This window comes from Chloroflexota bacterium (genome assembly GCA_020850535.1).
Taxonomy (GTDB): Bacteria; Chloroflexota; UBA6077; order UBA6077; family JACCZL01; genus JADZEM01.
Genome location: JADZEM010000190.1, coordinates 1 through 19792, shown reverse-complemented (window position 1 = coordinate 19792; position 19792 = coordinate 1). Strand labels below are relative to the sequence as shown.

At 69.6% G+C, this 19792-nt stretch carries 15 protein-coding genes and 1 rRNA gene; 8 read left to right on the top strand and 8 right to left on the bottom strand.

The window, feature by feature from the left end:
• Positions 1 to 94: 94 nt before the first annotated feature.
• From IT306_27435 to IT306_27425, 3 genes are all read left to right on the top strand, one after another.
• Positions 95 to 544: a hypothetical protein gene (locus IT306_27435; GenBank protein MCC7372178.1), complete on the top strand. Its 450-nt coding sequence runs from the start codon at positions 95 to 97 to the stop codon at positions 542 to 544.
• 389 nt (positions 545 to 933) lie between these two features.
• Positions 934 to 1800, top strand: coding sequence for a phage major capsid protein (locus IT306_27430; protein ID MCC7372177.1), 867 nt, complete (start codon positions 934 to 936; stop codon positions 1798 to 1800).
• A 112-nt stretch (positions 1801 to 1912) separates the two neighbouring features.
• Entirely contained in the window at positions 1913 to 2209 is a 297-nt protein-coding gene (locus IT306_27425; GenBank protein ID MCC7372176.1) for a hypothetical protein, read from the top strand.
• 132 nt (positions 2210 to 2341) lie between these two features.
• Here IT306_27425 and IT306_27420 read toward each other — a convergent pair whose 3' ends face one another.
• Positions 2342 to 3529 (bottom strand): hypothetical protein, encoded by a 1188-nt coding sequence (locus IT306_27420; protein ID MCC7372175.1) that lies wholly within the window; start codon positions 3527 to 3529, stop codon positions 2342 to 2344.
• Positions 3530 to 4015: 486 nt separating this feature from the next.
• Between IT306_27420 and IT306_27415 the strand changes: the two genes are divergently transcribed.
• Positions 4016 to 5107 carry an LLM class flavin-dependent oxidoreductase gene (locus tag IT306_27415; GenBank protein ID MCC7372174.1) on the top strand — a complete coding sequence of 364 codons (1092 nt, stop codon included), beginning with the start codon at positions 4016 to 4018 and terminating at the stop codon, positions 5105 to 5107.
• Positions 5108 to 5168: 61 nt separating this feature from the next.
• Here IT306_27415 and IT306_27410 read toward each other — a convergent pair whose 3' ends face one another.
• From IT306_27410 to IT306_27390, 5 genes are all read right to left on the bottom strand, one after another.
• Positions 5169 to 6425 carry a DUF1501 domain-containing protein gene (locus tag IT306_27410; protein ID MCC7372173.1) on the bottom strand — a complete coding sequence of 419 codons (1257 nt, stop codon included), beginning with the start codon at positions 6423 to 6425 and terminating at the stop codon, positions 5169 to 5171.
• Positions 6426 to 6515: 90 nt separating this feature from the next.
• Positions 6516 to 7784, bottom strand: coding sequence for a DUF1800 domain-containing protein (locus IT306_27405; protein ID MCC7372172.1), 1269 nt, complete (start codon positions 7782 to 7784; stop codon positions 6516 to 6518).
• Positions 7768 to 8616: a hypothetical protein gene (locus IT306_27400; GenBank protein ID MCC7372171.1), complete on the bottom strand. Its 849-nt coding sequence runs from the start codon at positions 8614 to 8616 to the stop codon at positions 7768 to 7770. The genes IT306_27405 and IT306_27400 overlap by 17 nt, the downstream gene beginning before the upstream one ends.
• 206 nt (positions 8617 to 8822) lie before the next feature.
• A complete protein-coding gene (locus tag IT306_27395) occupies positions 8823 to 9260 on the bottom strand; it encodes an SH3 domain-containing protein (protein ID MCC7372170.1) in 438 nt (145 codons plus the stop codon).
• A gap of 140 nt (positions 9261 to 9400) precedes the next feature.
• Complete coding sequence (locus tag IT306_27390; GenBank protein MCC7372169.1) at positions 9401 to 10636, bottom strand: MFS transporter; 1236 nt, start codon at positions 10634 to 10636, stop codon at positions 9401 to 9403.
• Between the two features lie 292 nt (positions 10637 to 10928).
• Here IT306_27390 and IT306_27385 point away from each other — a divergent pair, with 292 nt between their 5' ends.
• Genes IT306_27385 through IT306_27375 form a run of 3 tightly spaced genes read left to right on the top strand, consistent with a single transcriptional unit; the run spans position 10929 to position 15105 of the window.
• Positions 10929 to 12113, top strand: a complete 1185-nt coding sequence (locus IT306_27385; GenBank protein MCC7372168.1) for a c-type cytochrome — start codon at positions 10929 to 10931, stop codon at positions 12111 to 12113.
• Entirely contained in the window at positions 12110 to 14701 is a 2592-nt protein-coding gene (locus IT306_27380) for a cbb3-type cytochrome c oxidase subunit I (protein MCC7372167.1), read from the top strand. The genes IT306_27385 and IT306_27380 overlap by 4 nt, the downstream gene beginning before the upstream one ends.
• A gap of 44 nt (positions 14702 to 14745) precedes the next feature.
• A complete protein-coding gene (locus IT306_27375) occupies positions 14746 to 15105 on the top strand; it encodes a hypothetical protein (protein MCC7372166.1) in 360 nt (119 codons plus the stop codon).
• 92 nt (positions 15106 to 15197) lie between these two features.
• Here IT306_27375 and IT306_27370 read toward each other — a convergent pair whose 3' ends face one another.
• Complete coding sequence (locus IT306_27370) at positions 15198 to 17072, bottom strand: SH3 domain-containing protein (GenBank protein MCC7372165.1); 1875 nt, start codon at positions 17070 to 17072, stop codon at positions 15198 to 15200.
• 145 nt (positions 17073 to 17217) lie between these two features.
• Positions 17218 to 18300 (bottom strand): hypothetical protein, encoded by a 1083-nt coding sequence (locus IT306_27365; GenBank protein MCC7372164.1) that lies wholly within the window; start codon positions 18298 to 18300, stop codon positions 17218 to 17220.
• Positions 18301 to 18855: 555 nt separating this feature from the next.
• Between IT306_27365 and IT306_27360 the strand changes: the two genes are divergently transcribed.
• A 16S ribosomal RNA gene (locus tag IT306_27360) occupies positions 18856 to 19792 on the top strand; the annotation flags it as partial.

Here is a 19792-nt window from a genome sequence, read left to right as displayed (position 1 = left end):
ATGGAGACGAGTGCGAGCCAGACGCTGTCGCCCGCTGAGCACCGAGAACTGCTTGCTGATGGCTGACCACTGACAACTGAGAACTGGAGGACACATGGAGATCGACGAGGCGTTGGCGCGGATTGCCGAGCTGGAAGGCCAGCTCTCCACACTGACGGTCGAGCGGGACGGGGCGGCCGGGCAACTGGCCGAGACGACAGGTCGGCTGGCGGACCTGACGGCGCAGTTGGGCGAGGCGACCTCGGCGCGGGACGCCCTGGCCGGGGAGTTGACGACGGCCCAGGCGGCCGGGCTGGCCGCGCTGCGACGGGCGCTGCTGGCCGAGCAGGCCGGGCAGATCGTCCCGGAGCTGGTGAGCGGGGAGACTGAGGAAGCGCTGCTGGCGAGCGTGGACGTGGCGAAAGGGGCGTACACGCGAGCGCTGGAGACGGCGCGGGCGGCGTTGGCGCGGCAGTCGGTGCCGGCCGGCGCGCCGTCTGCGCGCACAACGCCGGTGGCGGGACTGTCGCCGCTGGCGCTGATCGAGACGGGCCTGAGGAAGTAGGGCGTGGGTTGTGGGGCGTGGGTCGTGGGAGGAGTTCGGTGGAAACGTGCGACTCACAGTTGTCGTCCTGAGCGCAGCGAAGGACCTCACCCGCTGACGCGAACGTTGACGGTCAGCGAGTGGTGACGCGAGCGTTGACGGTCAGCGAGTGGTGACGCGAACGTTGACGGTCAGCGAGTGGTGACGCGAACGTTGACGGTCTGCGGGTGGTGACGCGAACGTTGACGGTCTGCGGGTGAGGTCCTTCGCTGCGCTCAGGACGACAACTGTGAGTCGCACGTTTCCACCGAACTCCTCCCACGATCCACGACCCACGCCCCGCGACCCACAACGAAGGAGGGACCATCGTGCCACTGTTGCTGGCTGAGAGCGCTAAGCTCTCCACTGATATGGTGCAGCGCGGAGTGATCGAGACGATCCTCGAAGAGAGCCCGATGCTGCGGGTGATGCCGTTCCTGGAGGTGGAGGGGAACAGCTTCAAGTTCACGCAGGAGAACACGCTCGGCGGGGCGTCGTTCTACCCGGTCAACGGGGTCTGGTCGGAGGCGGCGGCCACGTTCACGCAGAAGACGGTGAACCTGGCGATCCTCGGCGGCGATGCCGACGTGGACAATTTCGTGCAGCGGGCGCGCTCGAACGTCAACGACCAGCGCGCCATCCAGACGATGCTCAAGGCGAAGGACGTGGCCCGCAAGTGGGAGCAGACGGTCATCTCGGGCGATGCCACGGCCGACCCGAACGCCTTCGACGGCTTGAAGGTCTTGTACCCGAGCACCGGTTCGAGCGGGCAGGTGCTGACGCCGGCCGCTGCCGGCGGATCCTTGACGCTGGCGCTGCTCGACCAACTGATCGATCTCGTCAAGGGCGGCAAGCCGGACGTGCTGCTGATGAGCAAGCGGACGCGCCGTAAGCTGAAGGGCCTGCTCTCGGCCTCGACGCACTACGTGGAGACGGGCGAGTCGAGCTTCGGGCGGCAGGTGTTGCTGTACGACGGCATCCCGGTGCTCGTCTCGGACTTCATCTCCGACGCGGAGGCAGCTGACAACGGCTCGGGCAGCACCTTCTCCTCGATCTACGCGATCCACTTCAGCCCGGCTGATGGACTGGTGGGACTGACGAACGGCGGCGTCGAGGCGATTGACGTGGGGCCGCTGGAGACGAAGGACGCGAGCCGGGTGCGGATTCGCTGGTACGTGGGGATGGCGGTCCTGCGGGACTCGGCCATCGCCCGGATGAACGGCGTCAGCGCCAGTTGACGCTGCCGCGTCGGTCGTGGGTCGTAGATCGTGGGTGGTGGGGATCTCCCTCGGCTCCTCCCTACCATCCACGATCCATGGCCCACGACCGCCCGACGAAGGAGGGCACACCATGCCAGTGGCGGAGTTTGGCGGGACGGTCTACACGAGCGGGTTCAGCTTCACGGCCACGGTTGACCCGGCGAACCACACGGCGGTGGCGAGCGTGGACACGGACGTGACGAGCACGCTGGTCAAGAGCGGGGACGTGGTGCTGGCGACGCCGCCGGCCACGCTGGAGGCGGGCATCGCGGTGCAGGGCTGCCACACGGTGGCGAACGGCTCGTTCAAGCTGCGGACGACGAACGCCTCGGCGGGCGCGATCAACCCGGCCTCGGCAACCTGGACGTTCGTGGTGCTGCGGCGGTAGGCTCGGCCAGCAGCTAGCCAGGATGATGAAGAGGCGGCCCCTTGCATCGAAGGGGCCGCCTCTTCATGTGCCAATGCCGCGACGTACTCACTCGGACGCGCCGTGTTCAGTGCGGGCCGGAGTGCCTTCTGCTTACGAGCGGCCCGTCAGCTCGAAGATGTAGAGCCCTCCCGCGTAGCGGTCGCTGACGTAGATCAGCCCGTCCTGGTCCACGATCAGGTCGTTGAACTGGATGCTCGTGCGTCCGGGCGGCGCTTCGGGCACGAAGTAGGCGATCTCGCGCGGGGCGGCCGGGTCCGTCACGTCGTGGACGCGCAGCCCGCCGTTGAAGTAGGTCAGGTAGATCGTGTTCGGATCGCTCAGCGTGCCCGGGCGCATCTCGTGGATGTTGTGCGGCCCGAACCGCCCGCCCCGCGAGCAGAAGTCGGCCTCGTCCGGCACCGAGAACAGGCTGAGCACCTTCGGGGCGCGGTCGTCGGCGATGTCCACCACCCGGACCTGCTTTGGGACGCCCTGGCAGTCGTTGTGGACGCACTCGTCCGTCACCACCAGGATGTCGCGGCCCGGGAGCGGGCACGCCGTGTGCGTCGCGCCGCTCACGTCGGCCCCGAAGTCGAGGTGGCTCACCAGCGTCGGGCGCGTCACATCCGAGATGTCGAGGATCACCAGCCCCTGGTCCCACCAGCCGCAGTAGGCACGATTCCCCCGCACGATGGCATGGTGCAGCTTCGACGAGCGGCCCGGGGGCAGGTTCAACTGCTCGCCGCCGGCCGCGTGCATGCCCGGCATCCACCACCGCCCGACCTCGCGCGGCTGTGTCGGATCGGACAGATCGACGACGATCAGGAACTGGTCCGTCCAACCCTCGTCGCTGCCGGCGAGGTACGCGTACGGCGGCTCCCAGTAGGTCATCCGATGGACGCCCTTGCCCGTCATCGGCAGGAACCCGATCTCGCGCGGCCCGGTCACCGTCGAGACGTCGAAGACTTTGAGCCCGACGGGGGCGTCGCCCTTGCCCATCCGCTCGTAGTTGATGAGCAGGATGTCGTCCACGATCTGGACCTTGTGCGAATGGACGCCCGGCGGGACCATCAACTGCTTCACGAGGCGCGGCTGCGACGGATCGCGGACGTCGACGATGGAGGTGCCGATGCCGTTCTCGCCCATGTGCGCGAAGAAGGCGTGCCCATCCTTCAGGTTGATGTGCATGCCATCGCCGCGCCCGTCCATCGGACAGTGGCCGACGAGCCGCAGATTGCGCGCCTGTGGCTCGCCGTGCGCGTCGAGCGCCGCGCCCCGGGTGTCCGCCGATGCTGCCATGCCGTGCCTCCTTGCAAACCGTGCCGACCGTGCAGCGCACCTCGGATCGGGGGCGCGCCGCGCAGACGGCGTCCACCATGACCCGCACCCCAGTGTAGTGCGTCGGTCCATCGGCCCCAGGGCGATTGCCTGTTCATTGGTGTCCCCGAAGCATCATGGAACGGGCGGTCGGGGGTTGAAACCCCCGCCTACACGCATTCAGTCGCTGCGCGACGGCCGTCGGGAACGGCAGGCACTGGTGCGACTGGAGCGTCGCGCAGCGACTGAATGACTGTAGGCGGGGCTTTCAAGCCCCGACGAGGCGGCACGACGACATCAACATGCAATCGCCCTGCCATCGGCCCGTCGGCTCGTGCATGCAGCGCAGACGAGCCGATAGCATGGACGTGGCGCCGGTCGCCCTGCCTGCATGCGCGCCCGGATCGGCCAGCGTGGGTCAGCCAGCGTGGGCCACCTCGCGATCCCCAGCGGAGAGGATCCTCGACCATGCGTGTCGGCACCTACTACTTTGTCCAGGCGACGCCAGACCGGCCAGCGGACGCGATCCTGACCGAGGAAGTCGATCAGATGGTGCTCTCGGAGCAGCTTGGGTTTGACTCGATCTGGCTCACCGAGCACCACTACTCGGACTACGGCCTGTCGTCGGCTCCGAGCGTCCTGCTCTCGTCCGTCGCCGCGCGTACCGAGCGGATCACCCTCGGCATGGCCGTCTACGTGCTGCCGTTCCACCATCCGCTGCGGCTGGCCGAGGAGACGGCCACCCTGGACATCCTGAGCGGCGGCCGGCTGGTGGTCGGGCTGGGGCGCGGCAACCGCCCCATCGAGTTTCTCGGGCACGGCGTCCCGCAGGACGAGAGCCGTACGCGGATGGAAGAGGGCGTCGAGGTGTTGCTGCGCGCCTGGACCGAGGAGCGCGTCAGCTTCCAGGGGCGGCACTGGCAGATCGACGGCATCCCCGTCTACCCGAAGCCGCGCACCCGCCCCCATCCGCCGCTGGCATTCGCCGTGACCAGCACTGAGAGCCTGGCCTGGGCCGGCCAGCACGGCTACGCCATCATGAGCTCGGGCCTGTTCACGCCGATCGACCCGGTGCTTCGCCAGCGCGAGACGTACGTGACGGCGCTCCGCCAGGGCGGCCAGACCGAGGCCCAGATCGCCAGCCTGCTCGCGCGGTGGATCGTCACCAAGCACGTCTACGTCGCGCCGACCGACGAGCAGGCCCGTGCCGAGGCCGAGGCTGCCGAGCGCTGGTACCTGGATGCCTACGCTCGCTCGATCAGCCCCGACGGGCTGCGTGGCCTGAGCGAGCCGGTCCGGGCGGCGGCGGCAGCCTCGGCGGAACGCGTCTCGGCGCTGCGGTGGGAGGATCTGGTAGACACCTGCCTGCTGGTCGGCTCGCCGGAGACGGTCCGGCGCAAGGCGCTGGAGCTGCGCGCGGCCGGCGTGGGCGAGCTGGTCTGCTGGATGAACTTCGGCGGGATCTCGGCTGAGGGCGCGCGCCGCTCGATGCGCCTGTTCGCCGACGAGGTGATGCCAGCCTTGCGGGAGCCGGCGCTGCCGGGCGGCGGGCGCGGCTGACCCGCCCGGCCTGGGGCACAGATTTGGGTATACAGCACAGCCCCCTGGGAGCGCCTGCCTGTCAGGCCACCACCGGCAGCTTCCCGAACGTCCCGCCCAGGATCGCGTCGGGCGCGACGCTCAGCCAGTCCTGGAGCACCGAGCTGTAGACGGTGCGGAAGTCGGTGGTGTGCTTCAGGTCGAAGCGGTCCAGGTCCGAGAGGCTCGGGTAGCGGCCGTGCAGCCCGCCCTTGACCCCGCCGCCGACCATGAACAGCGGCTCGGCGGTGCCGTGGTCGGTGCCGTTGCTGGCGTTCTCGTTGACCCGCCGCCCGAACTCCGAGAACGTCATCAGCAGCACGTCGTCCTGGCGCTGGAGCCGCTCGACGTCCTGCATGAACGCCTCAATCGAACCGTCAAGCTCGGTCAGGAGCCGCTGCTGCGTGGCGCTCTGGTTGGCGTGAGTGTCGAAGCCGCCCAGCGTGGCGAAGAAGACCCGCGTGCCGACGTCCCCCGCGATGACCTGGGCAATCGTCTTGAGGCTCTCGCCGATGGGGCTCTGCGGGTAGTCCACACTGGTCTGGTAGCCCTGCGCCACCTGCCCGAGCGTGTCGGCGTCGTCCAGGGCGATCTGGGTCGCCTGCCGCAGAAACTCCTCCTCCGGCCGGCCCCGTGACTGGCCGATCGCGCGCCGCAGGGCCTCGACCTCGTAGGACCGCGCGGCCGGGTTGGCGCGCGGCCCGCCGAACTGGAACGCCGCGAGGTTCGAGATGGCCGGGACCAGCGTCAGCTCGGTCCAGAACGACTTCTGGACCGTCGTGCCGACGGAGATGCCCTCCAGGTGCTTGTCGGTGCCGCAGCCGCACGTCTGGAGGTAGCGTCCGAGCCAGCCGGTCGGCTCGATGCGGTCTGGGACGGCCGTCTGCCAGATGTCCATCGCGCGGAAGTGGGACCGGTTCGGGTTCGGGTAGCCGACGCCCTGCACCACGGCGACCTGGCCCCGGTCGTAGCGCGCCTTCAGGTTCTTGAGCGCCGGGCTCAGCCCAACGCGGTCGTCCAGCTTCAAGACCTGCTCGCGGGGGACCGCGATGGAGGGGCGGCCCTGGTAGTAGAGCGGATCGCCGTACGGGACCAGCGTGTTGATGCCGTCGTTGCCGCCGGCCAGCAGCACGACGACCAGGATCTTGCGGGAGGGATCTCCGGCACGCGTAGCTGCCTGGGCGACCGAGACGCCCCCGTCAAGGAAGCGCGCCGTCTCCGCCAGGAAGGACGGCACGACGAGGCCAGCCGTCACCAGCCCGACCCCGTGCTTCAAGAACTCGCGTCGCTCCACGATCATGGCGTGTGTCCTCCGAAATGCCCCTCACCCCCCGCCGCGCAGCGGGCCGGGGGGTGAGGGGGTGAAACTCCATGTGGCCGTGCACCAGCATCAATTGAGCTGATACGCCGGCAGCGTCAGCGCGACCCGGAACAGCCCCTTGAGCTGCTCCGGTCGGCGGGCCTGGTCGGCGTAGGCCAGGAGGGCGTCGCGCTCGTCGGGGGCGGCCTCGCCGTCCAGCAGCAAGTCGAGCACGCGCTGGACGCGGTCGGCCGGGCTGGTCGCGTTGCCGAACAGGGTCGGGACGGGCTGGCCGCCGAGGTTCGGGTTGCCGAGACCGGTGGCCAGCGTGCCGAGGACGTTGAAGCGCCCCAGCAGCGTGCTGGCGTTGATCCAGCTGCGGTGCCCGAACCAGCCGGCCACGTTCGGCGGGTTGAACAGCTCCTGGCCGAGCAGGCGCATCGTCTGGACGGCCTGAGGCGGCACGCTCTCCGCGCCGAGCGCTCGCAGCGCGCCCACCACCAGCTCGGTCGGGCTCTTGATGAGGGCGCGGTACGCCCGCTCCGAGACAAACTCCGGCGAGCGGAAGATCGCTTCGACCACGGCCTCGATCGAGCCGCTCGACTGCCTGTAGACGGCGGCCAGCCGGTCGATGACCTCCGGCTCGGGAGATGGATACGCGAAGAACCGGAACAGCTTCGTGGAAATGAAGCGGGCCGTCTGCGGGTGGGCGGCCAGTATGTCGCTGACAGCGTCGCCGTCGAAGGGGCCGGTCTGCCCGAGGATCGTCTTGACGCCAGCATCGTGCTGGTTGGGGAGGAACTGGAAGCGACCATCAGGCGTGGCCGACCAGCCGGTGAACGCCCGCGCGATCTCGTCCACGTCATCTTCGGTGTAGTTGCCGATGCCCAGCGTGAACAGCTCCAGCAGCTCGCGGGCGTAGTTCTCGTTCGGGGCGCCCTTGCGGTTGGTTTGCAGATCGAGCCAGCGGATCATCGCGCCGTCGCGCGAGATCGCCCGGAGCAGGGGGCCATACTGCCCCAGCGCGTGCGTCCGCAGCAGGTGGTTCTGGGCCTGCATCGCGTTCGGATCTTTGACCTTCTGGATGCCCGAGGTCAGCAGCCCGTGCCAGAACAGCGTCATCTTCTCCTGGAGCGGGCGGCTGGTGTGCAGCATCTTGCTGAGCCACCAGACCTGCAGCCCGACCTCCTCGGCCAGGACGCGGTCCGGGGTCTCCGGGATCGACTCGTAGTCCACCAGCCGTCTCACCGCGCCGTCGAAGCCGAGGGCGGTGTACTCGGTCAGGTCGCGCTCGCTCGGGCCGAAGCCGGCTCGGCGCAGGAGATGGGCGATGCGTGCGCGCTCACTGTCCAGTGCCATGGCTCCCCCCGTGTGTCTGGCTGGTGATCGGTTGGCTGGTCGTTGGTTGCCCGTTTGCGCCGAGGCCCGGCGTTGGGGAGGCGACTGGAGCCGGCCGATTTCGCTGGCCGCTCCCGCTCTGCCCGCCGGACTTCTTCCCGCCGCCCGGCCGGGCAGGCTCGCCGGCCGGGTGAACCATCACCGTGCGGGCAGCCGTCTCGCCGCTGGCCTGGGCGGCGCGGATGGCGGCGCGTGGGTTCGCGACCGCACCCTGGCCCTGGCCCGCGCGCGGCTTCGGGCTGGCAGGCTGGCCCTGCCCGGGCGTCCGGCCGGATGGCTCGGCGGTCTGCGGACCTTGCTTCTTGCCCTGTCCGCCGGTCGCCACGCTGACCGTGTCGCCCACCTTCAGCAGATCGAAGCGATACGGCCGGTCACGCCCGGCCGCGAAGACGGTGGTCTGGAGGACGCGGTAGGTCTGCGTCTCGCCGGCCGCCGTGCGGATCGTGAAGCTGGCCGGCTCCTGCGAGATCGCCGTGACCTCGCCAGCCGGGCGGCGCGAGTTCGGGTTAGCGGCCGGCGTCGCGGCTGGTCTCGTCGCCGGGCGGGCCGGCTGTCCTGGGACCGGCGACGCGGCCGGCGACACGGTGAGCGGCAGCGTCTGTGTGGTGGCCGTTGGCGGCTCCGGCGTGGGAACCGCTGTCAGGGTGACGGCGACCTCCTGCGCGAGGACGCCGCGTGTCAGATCCGGCGCGGCGGTGTGCGCGTAGGCGTACCAGCCGCCCGTGAGCAGGAGCCCCCCGCCGAGGCCCACGGCCGCCAGCCGCCGCCATCCGTGCGCATGAAGCTGGTGCATGGTACGGACTCCCGTCCGGACCGGGCCGCGTCAGATGACCGTGCTGGCAGGCGAGCAGATCGGGCCAGGCGCGTTCGGGCAGGCTCGGTCAAGTGTCTTGAGATAACCGTACCGAGCCGGCCGCCTGCAGGTATTGACAACCTGTAAACAGTCTTCAGAGGCTTTGCTAACGCCCGCTGGACACCTGGACCCGGCGCATCAAGGTGTCAGCGGCGGCGCACCACCACGGCCACGACCCAGCCGTCGCGTCCGTTGGCGCGGATCTGCTGCCACGCGCGGCCCCCCTCGTTGACCGGCTGCCCGAGCGTCTCGACGGGCGTCCCCTCGGCCAGCGTGGTGATGACCCGTGCGCTGGTGGACGGTCCCTCGCGCATGTTTGCACCGGCGCCGTCCGTCGCCACGATGACGAAGCCGCCGACGCTGACCGGCGACGGCGATGGCGACGCCGACGGCGAGGCCAGTGGGCCCGGCGACGCATTGTTGGGCGAGACGGTTGGCGGCACGGCATCCGCGGCCGGGCTGCCGTCTGGCCGCGCAGCGCCGCCGCCGACCGGTGCGCCTTCGAGCGGGCGCTGGACCGGCCCCGGCGAGCAGGCGGCCAGGAGCGCCAGCATGAGCGCGAGTGCGATGATTCGAGCGGTCACATGATCCTCAACGGCGTCAAGAAAGATACCGTGTTGTGCGCGGACTGGGCGCATGTTGTTGGACGGGAGCGCGGCCGGCCCGCTATCCGACAACGTGCGACGGTCCGGGCGGGTGCGCTCAGGCGGCCGGGCGGGTGCGCTCAGGCGGTGGCCGACGCCGATGCCGTCTCGGCCCGTGCTGCCCACCGTGCGTGCAGCACCAGTGCCACCCCCACCAGCATCGCGCTGGCCGCTCCCATCCCGACGGCGGCGCGCGGCGAAAACTGGTCGGTGACAAATCCCACCAGCAGCCCGCCGAGCGGCGTGGTGCCCATCGAGCCGAGGGTGAACAGGCTCATCATCCGCCCGACCATCTCACGGGGGGCGTGTCGCTGCACCAGCGATTGCGCCGTTGCCGTGTAGCAGACAACCGCCGCGCCGAAGAACGGCATGCTGGCAATGAAGAGCCACGGCGTCGGCGCGACGGCCACCCAGGCGAGCGTCCCGCCGAGCGCCGCGCAGGCCACGCCGACCGTCACGCGGGTCGGGGTGTGGAGAAAGCGAGCCAGCAGCAGGCCGGCCAGCACCGCCGTCACCGCGTTGACGCTCTCGGCGATCCCGAACAGCTGCGGCTGGCCGAAGGTGAGCGTTGAGAGCGTCGCGAAGAAGGTCGGGAAGTTGAACGCGAACAGTCCGACGACGGCGTTCCCGAGCAGGATCGTCCAGAGGGCGGGGATGCTCCAGGCGTAGCGCAGTGCATCCCGGAGCTGGCCGCGTTGGGCCGGCCGGCGCTCACGGGGGAACATCGCGCTGGTGCGGAGCAGCAGCAGCGCCGCGACGACCAGCAGGTACGAGGCGGCGTTGACGCCAAAGACCAGCCCGGGGCCAAGCCACGCGTAGAGGACGGCGGCGAGGGCCGGCCCCCCGAGCCTGCCGAACGCCTGCACCGAGCTGGCGAGGCTGACGGCCCGGTGGATCTGCTCGCGCGGGACGATCTCCCCCAGAAACGCCTGCACGGCCGGCCGGTCGAAGACCTGGACGCAGCCAAGCACCAGGGCCAGCCCGATGACCCAGGGCATGCTGATCTGGTTCGTGAAGGCCAGCACCGAGAGCGTGGCCGCCTGGAGCAGGCCGACGAGCGCCGTGACCAGCATCAGCCGGCGCAGCGGAACGCGGTCCAGCAGCGGGCCGGCCCAGGGGCTGAGCAGCAACTGCGGCACGGCCTGCACGCTCATGGTCGCGCCGAGGGCCAGGCCGCTGTCGCTCAGGTCGAGGACGAGCAGGGAGAGCGCCACCACCTGGGAGAACGTCCCGATATTCGAGAGGCCCTGTCCGGCAAGGTAGATGCCGAGGTTCTGGTAGACGCGGCGCGAGGATCGTGGGTCCGTGACAATCAACCGGTGTGCTGCTCCGACGCGTCGTCTGGCCCGCGGGCCATCAGGCCGATTATACGGCGCGACCGTACAAACCGAATGTGGGGCGCGCACGGCCCCCTGGGAGTGCGCCTCCTGGGAGCGCGGACATCTTGTCCGCCCCAGTCATGGTCACGTTACGGGGGCGGCGAGAGCCTGCCCTGCGCGGAGCGAAGGGATCGCCGCGCTCCCAGGGGGTGGCGCAGAACCTGACCCAAAGTTCAGGTCCGAAACTTGCGTATGCCGCAGCCCGGCACAGCTACCTGGGAGTGCAGGCGTGGCGGCTTGGTGGACCCGTGTCAGGTCTGGCGTCGGCGTCCTCGTTCGTGGCCCCGTGTGGGGGCTGACGTGGGGCCTGGCGCTGGGGCTGACCGGCTGCGTCGGCGCGCCGTCCCCGCTCGATCCGCGCACCGAGGCTGCCGCGCGCATCGCCGAGCTTGGCTGGATGATGATCGCCCTGGCGACTGTCGTCTGCATCGCCGTGTTCGGCGGGCTGCTGGCGGCGCTGCGAACCATGCCCCGCCAGCCCGTCGAACTCCAACGGCGCTCGGCGGCGACGGCCCGCTCGGAACAGGCTGAGCGGGCCGTCCTGCTCGGCGGGCTGATCCTCCCTGCCGCCATCCTGGTCTTCACGTTCGGCTACACCGTGTATACCCTCAGGCAGGTGGCGGGGGTGGCCGGGTCCGGCGGCGCATCCGGCTTCGCGGCGCATGACGACCACGCGCCGTCCCTGGCCGTGCCCCAGCCTCGGCCGCCGGGGACGCCGCCGCCCTCGGGCGCGCTCGGGGCGCCGGCCGCGCTGCTGGCCTCGGTGGGCGGGCGGCCGGGCATCGAGGTCCAACTGATCGGCCACCAGTGGTGGTGGGAGATCGTCTACCCCGTGACGGGCGTGGTGACGGCCAACGAGCTGCACATCCCGTCTGGCGTCCCGATCTCGCTGACCGTCACCTCGGCGGACGTGATCCACAGCTTCTGGGTGCCCCAGGTCACCGGCAAGGTCGACTTGATCCCCGGCAAGGCGAACACGCTGACGCTCCGGGCCGAGCAGCCGGGCGTCTACCGGGGGATGTGCAGCGAGTTCTGCGGCCTCCAGCACGCCATGATGCACCTGCGGCTGGTGGTCCAGACGCCGGAGACGTTCGCCGCGTGGCTGCAGGCGCAGCAGCAGGCAGCAGCCATCCCGGCCTCGCCGGCCGCCGCCCAGGGGCAGCAGGTCTTCGCCGCGCGCTGCGCCGAGTGCCACACCGTACGTGGCCTGACGGACGGCACGCGCGGCCCAGACTTGACCCACGTTGCCAGCCGGAGCACGCTCGGGGCGGGCATCCATGAGAACACCCGCGCCAATCTGACGGGCTGGACCCGCGACGCCCAGACCATGAAGCCCGGCAACAAGATGGCGAGCATCCCCCTGTCGGACGACGATCTGACCGCCCTGCTGGCGTACCTGGAGGGGCTGCGATGAGCCGGATCGCCTGGATTCTCTCGAAGATACCAGGGCGGGCGCGTGAGGTTGGGTTGCTGCCCTCAGAGGAGGAGCCGCCGCGGAAGGATCCGCTCCTCCGCACCTGGCACGATCCAGACCGGCTCTGGGGCTGGCTGACGACCGTCCAGAACGGCCCGGTCGTCAACCGCTACATGTTCGCGGCGTTCGCGCTGTTCGTCATCGGCGGGCTGGAAGCGCTGATGATGCGTACCCAGCTCGCTGTGCCCAACAACGACTGGGTCGGGCCGTCGCACTACAACCAGCTCTTCACGATGCACGGCTCGATCATGATGTTCCTGGTGACCGTGCCGTTGATGGAGGGGCTGGCGAGCTTCGCGCTGCCGGTCCTGCTGGGTGCGCGGGAGCTGCCGTTCCCGCGCATGACGGCCTTCGGGTTCTGGACGTTCCTGTTCGGCGCGATCTTGCTCTACACCAGCCGGGCCTTCGCGCAGGTGCCGGAGGTCGGCTGGACCGCCTACGTGCCGCTGGCGAACCTGGAGCACTCGCCAGATCTGGGCGTCGATTTCTGGCTGCTCGGGCTGAGCGTGGCCGAGGTGGCGGCGCTCGGGGCCGGCATCGAGCTGGCCATCGCCGTGCTCAAGATGCGCGCGCCGGGCATGACCCTCAGCCGGACGCCGGTCTACGCCTGGTCGATCCTGGTCACGGCCTACGCGATGCTCTGCGGGTTCACGCCGCTGCTCGTCGCGACGACCCTGCTGGAGCTGGAGCGGAAGCTCGGCACCCGCTTCTTCGACGTCGCCGCCGGCGGCGACCCGCTGCTCTGGCAGCATCTGTTCTGGATCTTCGGGCACCCGGACGTCTACATCCAGTTCATCCCGGCCACCGGCATCATCTCGCTGGTGATCGCGGCGTTCGCGCGCCGGCCTCTTGTCTCCGAGAACCTGATCGTGGCATCGCTGATCGCCACCGCGATTGTCAGCTTCGGGCTGTGGGTGCATCACCTGTTCAGCGCCGGCCTGTCGGTGCTCGGCATGAGCTTCTTCGCGGCCGCCAGCATGGCCATCGCCGTGCCGAGCGGCATCCAGGTCGTCGCCTGGATCGCGACGCTCTGGCTCGGGCGGCCGGTCTTCACCACGGCGCTGCTGTTCGCGCTCGGGTTCATCGTGACGTTCGTGGCCGGCGGCGTGACCGGGGTGATGGTCGCGGCGATCCCGTTCGACTGGCAGGTGCACGACACTCACTTCGTGGTGGCGCACTTCCACTACGTGCTGGTCGGCGGCGTGGTGTTCCCGATCTTCGCCGGCTTCTACTACTGGATGCCGAAAATGGTCGGGCGGCTGCTCGACGAGCGGCTGGGGCGCTGGAACTTCTGGCTGATGTTTCTCGGGTTCCAGTTGACGTTCTTCCCGATGCACATCACCGGACTGCTGGGGATGCCGCGCCGGTCGTACACCTACCAGCCGGGGCTGGGCTGGGAGATCCCGAACCTGATCTCGACGGTCGGGGCGTTCGTCATGGGGCTGGGCATCCTGATCTTCATGTGGAACGTGATCCAGAGTGTGCTGCTCGGGCGCGGCGAGCGGCCAGACGACAACCCCTGGGACGCTGGCACCCTCGACTGGGCCACCCCGACGCCCCCGCCCGACGAGGGGTACCGGGTGATCCCGCTGGTGCAGAGCCGCTACCCGCTCTGGGAGCAGAAGTCCATCGAACGGGGCGACCCCGACCACGAGCGCGTGGTGCGCGGGCTGGCTCAGACCCCGCACGCGTGGCGGGCACAGCTCATCACCAGCGTCATCGCGGCCGAGCCGCAGGCCATCGCCCACCTGGCCGGGCCATCGTTGTGGCCGCTGCTGGCCGGCATCGCGCTGACGCTCAACTTCGTGGCGACCCTCTTCGACCTGTACTGGCTGCTGGCGTTTTCAACTGTGGCAACTGTTGGAGCGACCATCGGCTGGCTCTGGCCGAGCAAGCTCGAGCGCGAGCGGCGGCTGGCGGGCGACGGCGACTCGCTGCACGGCTTGCCCGTCTACACCTCGGGGACCAGCGCCCTCGGCTGGTGGACGATGATCCACATCGTGCTGGTGATGGCGGTGGCGACCGCCTGCCTGATCTTCAGCTACTACTACCTGCACTCGAAGGCCCCGGCCTGGCCGCCGGCCGGCTACGACCGGCCGGAGCTGCTGTTGCCCTCGCTGGCGACGGGCGCGCTGGCCCTCGGCGGTGGCATGACGTACCTCGCCCTCCGTGCGATTCGTGCCGGCTCGCAGGGCGGGCTACGGGGCTGGCTGACCGGGGCGTTGCTCGCCGGCGGCGCGTTTCTCTGGCTGACCTACCTGGGCTGGCAGCAGGAGGGGCTGTCGCTCTCGGGGCACGCCTACGCGTCGCTCTTCCTGACGCTCGGCTGGTACCAGGTGATCCTGGTGGTCGGCGGCCTGATCGTGCTGGGCGTGGTGCTGGTGCAGGCGTTGCTCGGGTACTTCGACCACCGCCGATTCCTGGCGATCCAGAACGCGGCCATCTACAGCGCGGCGTCGGTCGTCAACTGGGTCGTGCTGTACGGCGTCGTGTACCTGACGCCGTACCTGAGCCGGTCGCAGGTGTAGGCTTGAGGTCTCGGGTGGCCGGGAGCGTGAGGGAGAGCGGGACGATGGGGCGCATCGGCTGGGCGCTGATCCTCGGCAACGCGGCATGGTCGGTGCATCTGGTGGCGAGCTACTACCTCGCCTGGGCCGACTGCCTCTACGACGATCCCCGGCTGCTGATGCTGCGGCATCTGGCCACGGCGGTGGCCCTGACCGTTGCGCTGCTGGCATGGTGGCTGGCGCAGCGGGCGGCGGCAGCGTCAGGCCCTGACCCTGAGGGTGTGGCCGACGGCGATGGACCGTCCCGGACGCTGGCCGGCGAGCAGGGCTTCCTGGGCCGGGTGACGGCGCTGCTCAGCATCGTGTTCGTGCTGGCGGTGGTGCTGACGGGCGCGGCGAACCTCTTCCTGTTCCCCTGCGTGTAGCCCAGCGCCACCCTGAGAACCCCAGGCCGCTCCTGCCTGAATGACCTCACCCCTCGGCCGCGGCAGCGTGCAACGTGCGGTGTGGATTCGGTTCAGCCCGTCGTCACGAAGCTCGCGGCGACCCACCCCTCAGCGCCGTTCGGCGAGCGCACGTTGCGCCACGTCGTGCCGTCCACAATCCGATCCTGCCCGATGACCACCAGCGGCGTGTACTCGGGGATGACCGTGATGATCGGGCCGTTGCTGCCGGGCTGCGAGCGCAGGCGCGCCCCGGAGCCGCCCGTCCCCCGCACCACGACGATCTGGCCGGGGATGGTGGCCGTCGAGCCGGGCGGCGGGGCCGGCGGCGCGGTTGGCTGAGGCGGCGTCGGGGTAGGCAGCGGTGGCGCCAGCGAGAACGGGGTCGGCGTGGGCTGGCCGGCCGGCGGCTGCCCGGCTGAGGGCTGGCCCGCCGGGGTCTGGGCGGATGGCTGCTGCGCCGTTGGCGAGGACGCGCCCGTCGTCGGCTGCTGGACCAGCGTCGGCTTGGGGGCCGGGATCGCCAGCGTCGGCGGCGCGGCCTGGGCCGGCGTCGGCGACCCGACCAGGGCCGGCTTCGGCGTAGGCAGGCGTGACTCCGGCCCGGCGGGCGCGAGGCTGCCAGGAACCAGATACGGCCCGATCACGAAGAGCCCGAGGGCGATACCGATGTGGCCGACCGTCGCGCTGAAGATCGAGCCGGTCTTGAGCGTCACGAAGGAGAGCAGCAGGCCGATGGCGAAGGTGAGCCCGACGCCGAGCAGGCTGCCGCCGCTGACCAGCCCGGCCGGCAGGACCGGGGCGTAGAGCAGGGCGGTGTAGAGGACGCCGAGCGAGGAGCCGAGCACACTGGTGACGGCGCGCTGCAGCACACCGCGAAAGACGATCTCCTCCACGATGCCGGGGTTGAGCACGACGATGAACGCGACGACGCTCACGCTCCAGAGCGCCAGCTCGCGCCCGAGTGCGCGCGGGTCCAGCAGCATGAACAGGATCACGCCGATAGCCAGCCCGACCGGGGCCATGAAGATCGCCACGGGGATATCCCGAGGCCGAGGGATCAGCCCGCACTCGCGCGCGGTGAGGCCCGGGACGCGCATCGCCACGATGCCGGCCACCACCATCGGAATCGCCGTGAACGCCCACCAGATCACCGGCGGCGCACCCGCGTACGGCTGCGCCAGCCCGTAGATGCGGGTCAGAGGCGCGAGGCAGAACGTCCAGAAGAAGGTCCGCTCTGGCCCCGGCGGCACGTTCGCGCCGTGGAACAGGGCCGCCAGCAGCAGGCCGCCCTGCACCACCAGCCCGAGGCGCGGATCGAGCGCCGCCAGCACCTCGGCCGCGAGGTAGATCCCAAGGTAGGCCAGCCCGATGGCGGCGGTGCCCGTCTGCAGCTGCGCGATCAGCTCCGACCAGAACGGCGGTTTCGGCGGCTCGGCGGGCGCGCGGGGCGCGCGTACCGCCGTCCCGCCCTGGAGCCGGCCGTGCGGCCCATAGGTCGGGGCAGACCGGACAGGATCGTCCTCGGGGAGGTACGGATCGTCGTAGGGCTGCTCGGCCTCGGCCTCCTCGTCCACGAACGACGCCGGCAGGAAGGAGAACACCAGCTGCTCGACCTGTTCGAGCGGGGCCTCCGGTGGGAGGTAGAAGTCCGGCGCCGTCGTGGGGGCGGCGTCGGCCTGCGAGCGGTCATGCGCGGTGAAGATGACCGGCACGGCAGCGCCGGGGGCCGTCGACCGCAGGCGGCCGTAGAGCCGGAAGACCTCGCGGCCCGGCAGGCTGCCGTCCACCACCACGACGTCTGGCACGCCGGCCGAGACGTGGTCGAGCGCCTCCTTCGCGGAGGCCGCCACCAGGACGTCAAGATCGGGATCCCGCAGGCGAACGGCCAGGCCACGGACAGGCGCGGTGGGGGCGGCCACCAGCAAGATCCGCACGCGCTCCATCATCTGATGGCCGCCACCCTCACCTGGAGTGTGCCCACGGTGGCCCACACGAGCCACCGTGGATAGTCGAACAGCGCCGGTCGCGCCGGTCTCGTCTCCGTCTCACCACCGGCCACTGGCCGGGCACTCGGATGCACCGACGCCGGGGCTAGCTGCAGTGGAACGTCGCGCGGTCGGCCTCGACGCTCTCCAGCTCGAGCAAGACAGCCGTCGACGTGGCGACCAGCTGCTCGGCGAGGGCGTCCAGGTCCGTCGCCTGCACGTTCAACACCAGCTGGCCGCGCTCGAAGTCGAGGATGTCCACCTCGCCATCTGGGACCAGGTCGTCCACGGCCCGTTCGAGCGCCGAGGCCTGCTGGTAGCCGGGCACGCCGTCGAAGACCAGCTCAACCAGCCGCCGTTGCTGCGCGCGCGCCGCCGAGACAGGTGCTGGCGCAGATGGCGCGGGGGCGGGGGGCGCGGCGACGACCGGTGGCGGCGGCGCTGGCGTGAACGGGTGACTGGGCGTAGCGGCCGTCGGCGGCTCGTCCTCGTCCTCGTCGACGTCGTCCACCAGCTCAGCCTCGTCCTCGACGAACGCGCTCTCAGCGACCTCGTCCTCGTCGTCATCCTCATCAACTGAGGGCGTCGGCGTGACGGGCGCTGGCGGCGTCGCGCCAGCCCGCTCGAAGGTGGCCGGTGTGAAGTCGCGCGAGGGCGCAGCGGCGGCAGCAGCAGGCGCGGAGGGCGTCGGCGCTGGCGTGGTCGGGATGGGGGCGGCCGGCGCCGCTGGCGTCACCGTCGCCGGGGCCGCGGCCCCGGGGGGGGCGTCGCTCGGCGCGGTGGTCTGGCCGAAGAGGTCGCGGATCTGCCCTTCGATGCCGCGGAGCCGTTGCTCCATCATGCGCGTCTCGCGGAGGAGCTGCTCGCGCTCGCGCTCGGCGGCCTCGACGATCTCGCGGGCCTGGACGTTCGCATCCGCGACGATGGACTCGCGCTCCTGCTCGACTTCGCGGCGGAAGCGCTGGCGCTCAGCCGTCGAAAGCGAGATCTCGTTCTCGAGCGCACGCTTGGACTTGCGGTACTCCTCAAGCATGCTCTCGGTATCGCGGCGGAGCTTCGACTTGAGGTCTTCAGCGGCAGTTACCATCGCCGTGAGCGTCCTCAGTACGAGGGCATCAGTCTGACGCTCGATCTCGGCCTGCTCTCGTGCCCAGCGGCGCAGGCTCTCCTCTTCGTGCTGTTCAGTCACGGCGTCTCACTCGCACGATGCTTGATGCTCAATGCTCCGGTGCCAGCGGCCACATCTGAGAGGACGTGGCTGGTCCCGGACCCTGCCCACTCTAGCACGAAATGCGCCGACAGTCCATTCGGGATCCTGACCGATTTTGTCCCGATGCGGCGGCCTGCCGGGCGGACGTTCTTGTAGGCAGAGGCGTGCGCGCGGGGTGTCACAGCCAGATCGAGGCGGGAAAGGGCCCAGGGCAGCTGGCCCGCGGGGCGATTGCCTGCTGGCCCGAAGAACCCGTGCAGCGGCCAGGAGCCGGTGTGTATAGTGCCGCTCGCGGTAGGGAGCGGCCAGCGGAGAACGGCTGAGATGACAAGGGCGCAAAAATGGCCCTTGACACGCAGCAAAACGCCTTGGTAAGATGTCCTTCCGTGCCCAGGGGGCGGTGATCGAAACCGACGCCTGAGGCGCAGAGCCCGAGCACTTTGACAAACGAAGAGTGGTGGGGAGCGTGACGATCTATTGAGAGATCGTTGGAGAAGCCATTTGTCCTGTAAGGGAGGATGGACTCTGACAATTCCGATGGAGAGTTTGATCCTGGCTCAGGATAAACGCTGGCGGCGTGCCTAAAACATGCAAGTCGAACGGATCCCTTCGGGGGTCAGTGGCGAACGGCTGAGTAACACGTGGGTGACCTGCCTTCGAGCGGGGGATAACTGCCCGAAAGGGTGGCTAATACCGCAGATGTCGCGGATTCGGTTCTGTGACTGAACTTGAGGGGTTCGAAGAGGGGCCTGCGTCCGATTAGCTGGTTGGTGGGGTAACGGCCTACCAAGGCGACGATCGGTAGCTGGTCTGAGAGGATGATCAGCCAGACTGGGACTGCGAGACGGCCCAGACTCCTACGGGAGGCAGCAGTTAGGAATTTTGGGCAATGGGCGGAAGCCTGACCCAGCAACGCCGCGTGGGTGACGAAGGCCCTCGGGTCGTAAAGCCCTTTTCCCAGGGAAGATAGTGACGGTACCTGGGGAATCAGCCCCGGCTAACTACGTGCCAGCAGCCGCGGTAATACGTAGGGGGCAAGCGTTGTCCGGATTTATTGGGCGTAAAGCGCTCGCAGGTGGTTCGTTGCGTCGTGCGTGAAAGGCCCCGGCTCAACTGGGGAGGGTCGTGCGAAACGGGCGGACTAGAGGCCAGTAGGGGGATGCGGAATTCCGGGTGTAGTGGTGGAATGCGTAGAGATCCGGAGGAACACCAGCGGCGAAGGCGGCATCCTGGACTGGTCCTGACACTCAGGAGCGAAAGCGTGGGGAGCGATCCGGATTAGATACCCGGGTAGTCCACGCTGTAAACGATGAGTACTAGGTGTTGGGGGTATCGACCCCCTCAGTGCCGAAGCTAACGCGATAAGTACTCCGCCTGGGGACTACGGCCGCAAGGCTAAAACTCAAAGGAATTGACGGGGGCCCGCACAAGCAGCGGAGCGTGTGGTTTAATTCGATGATACGCGAAGAAC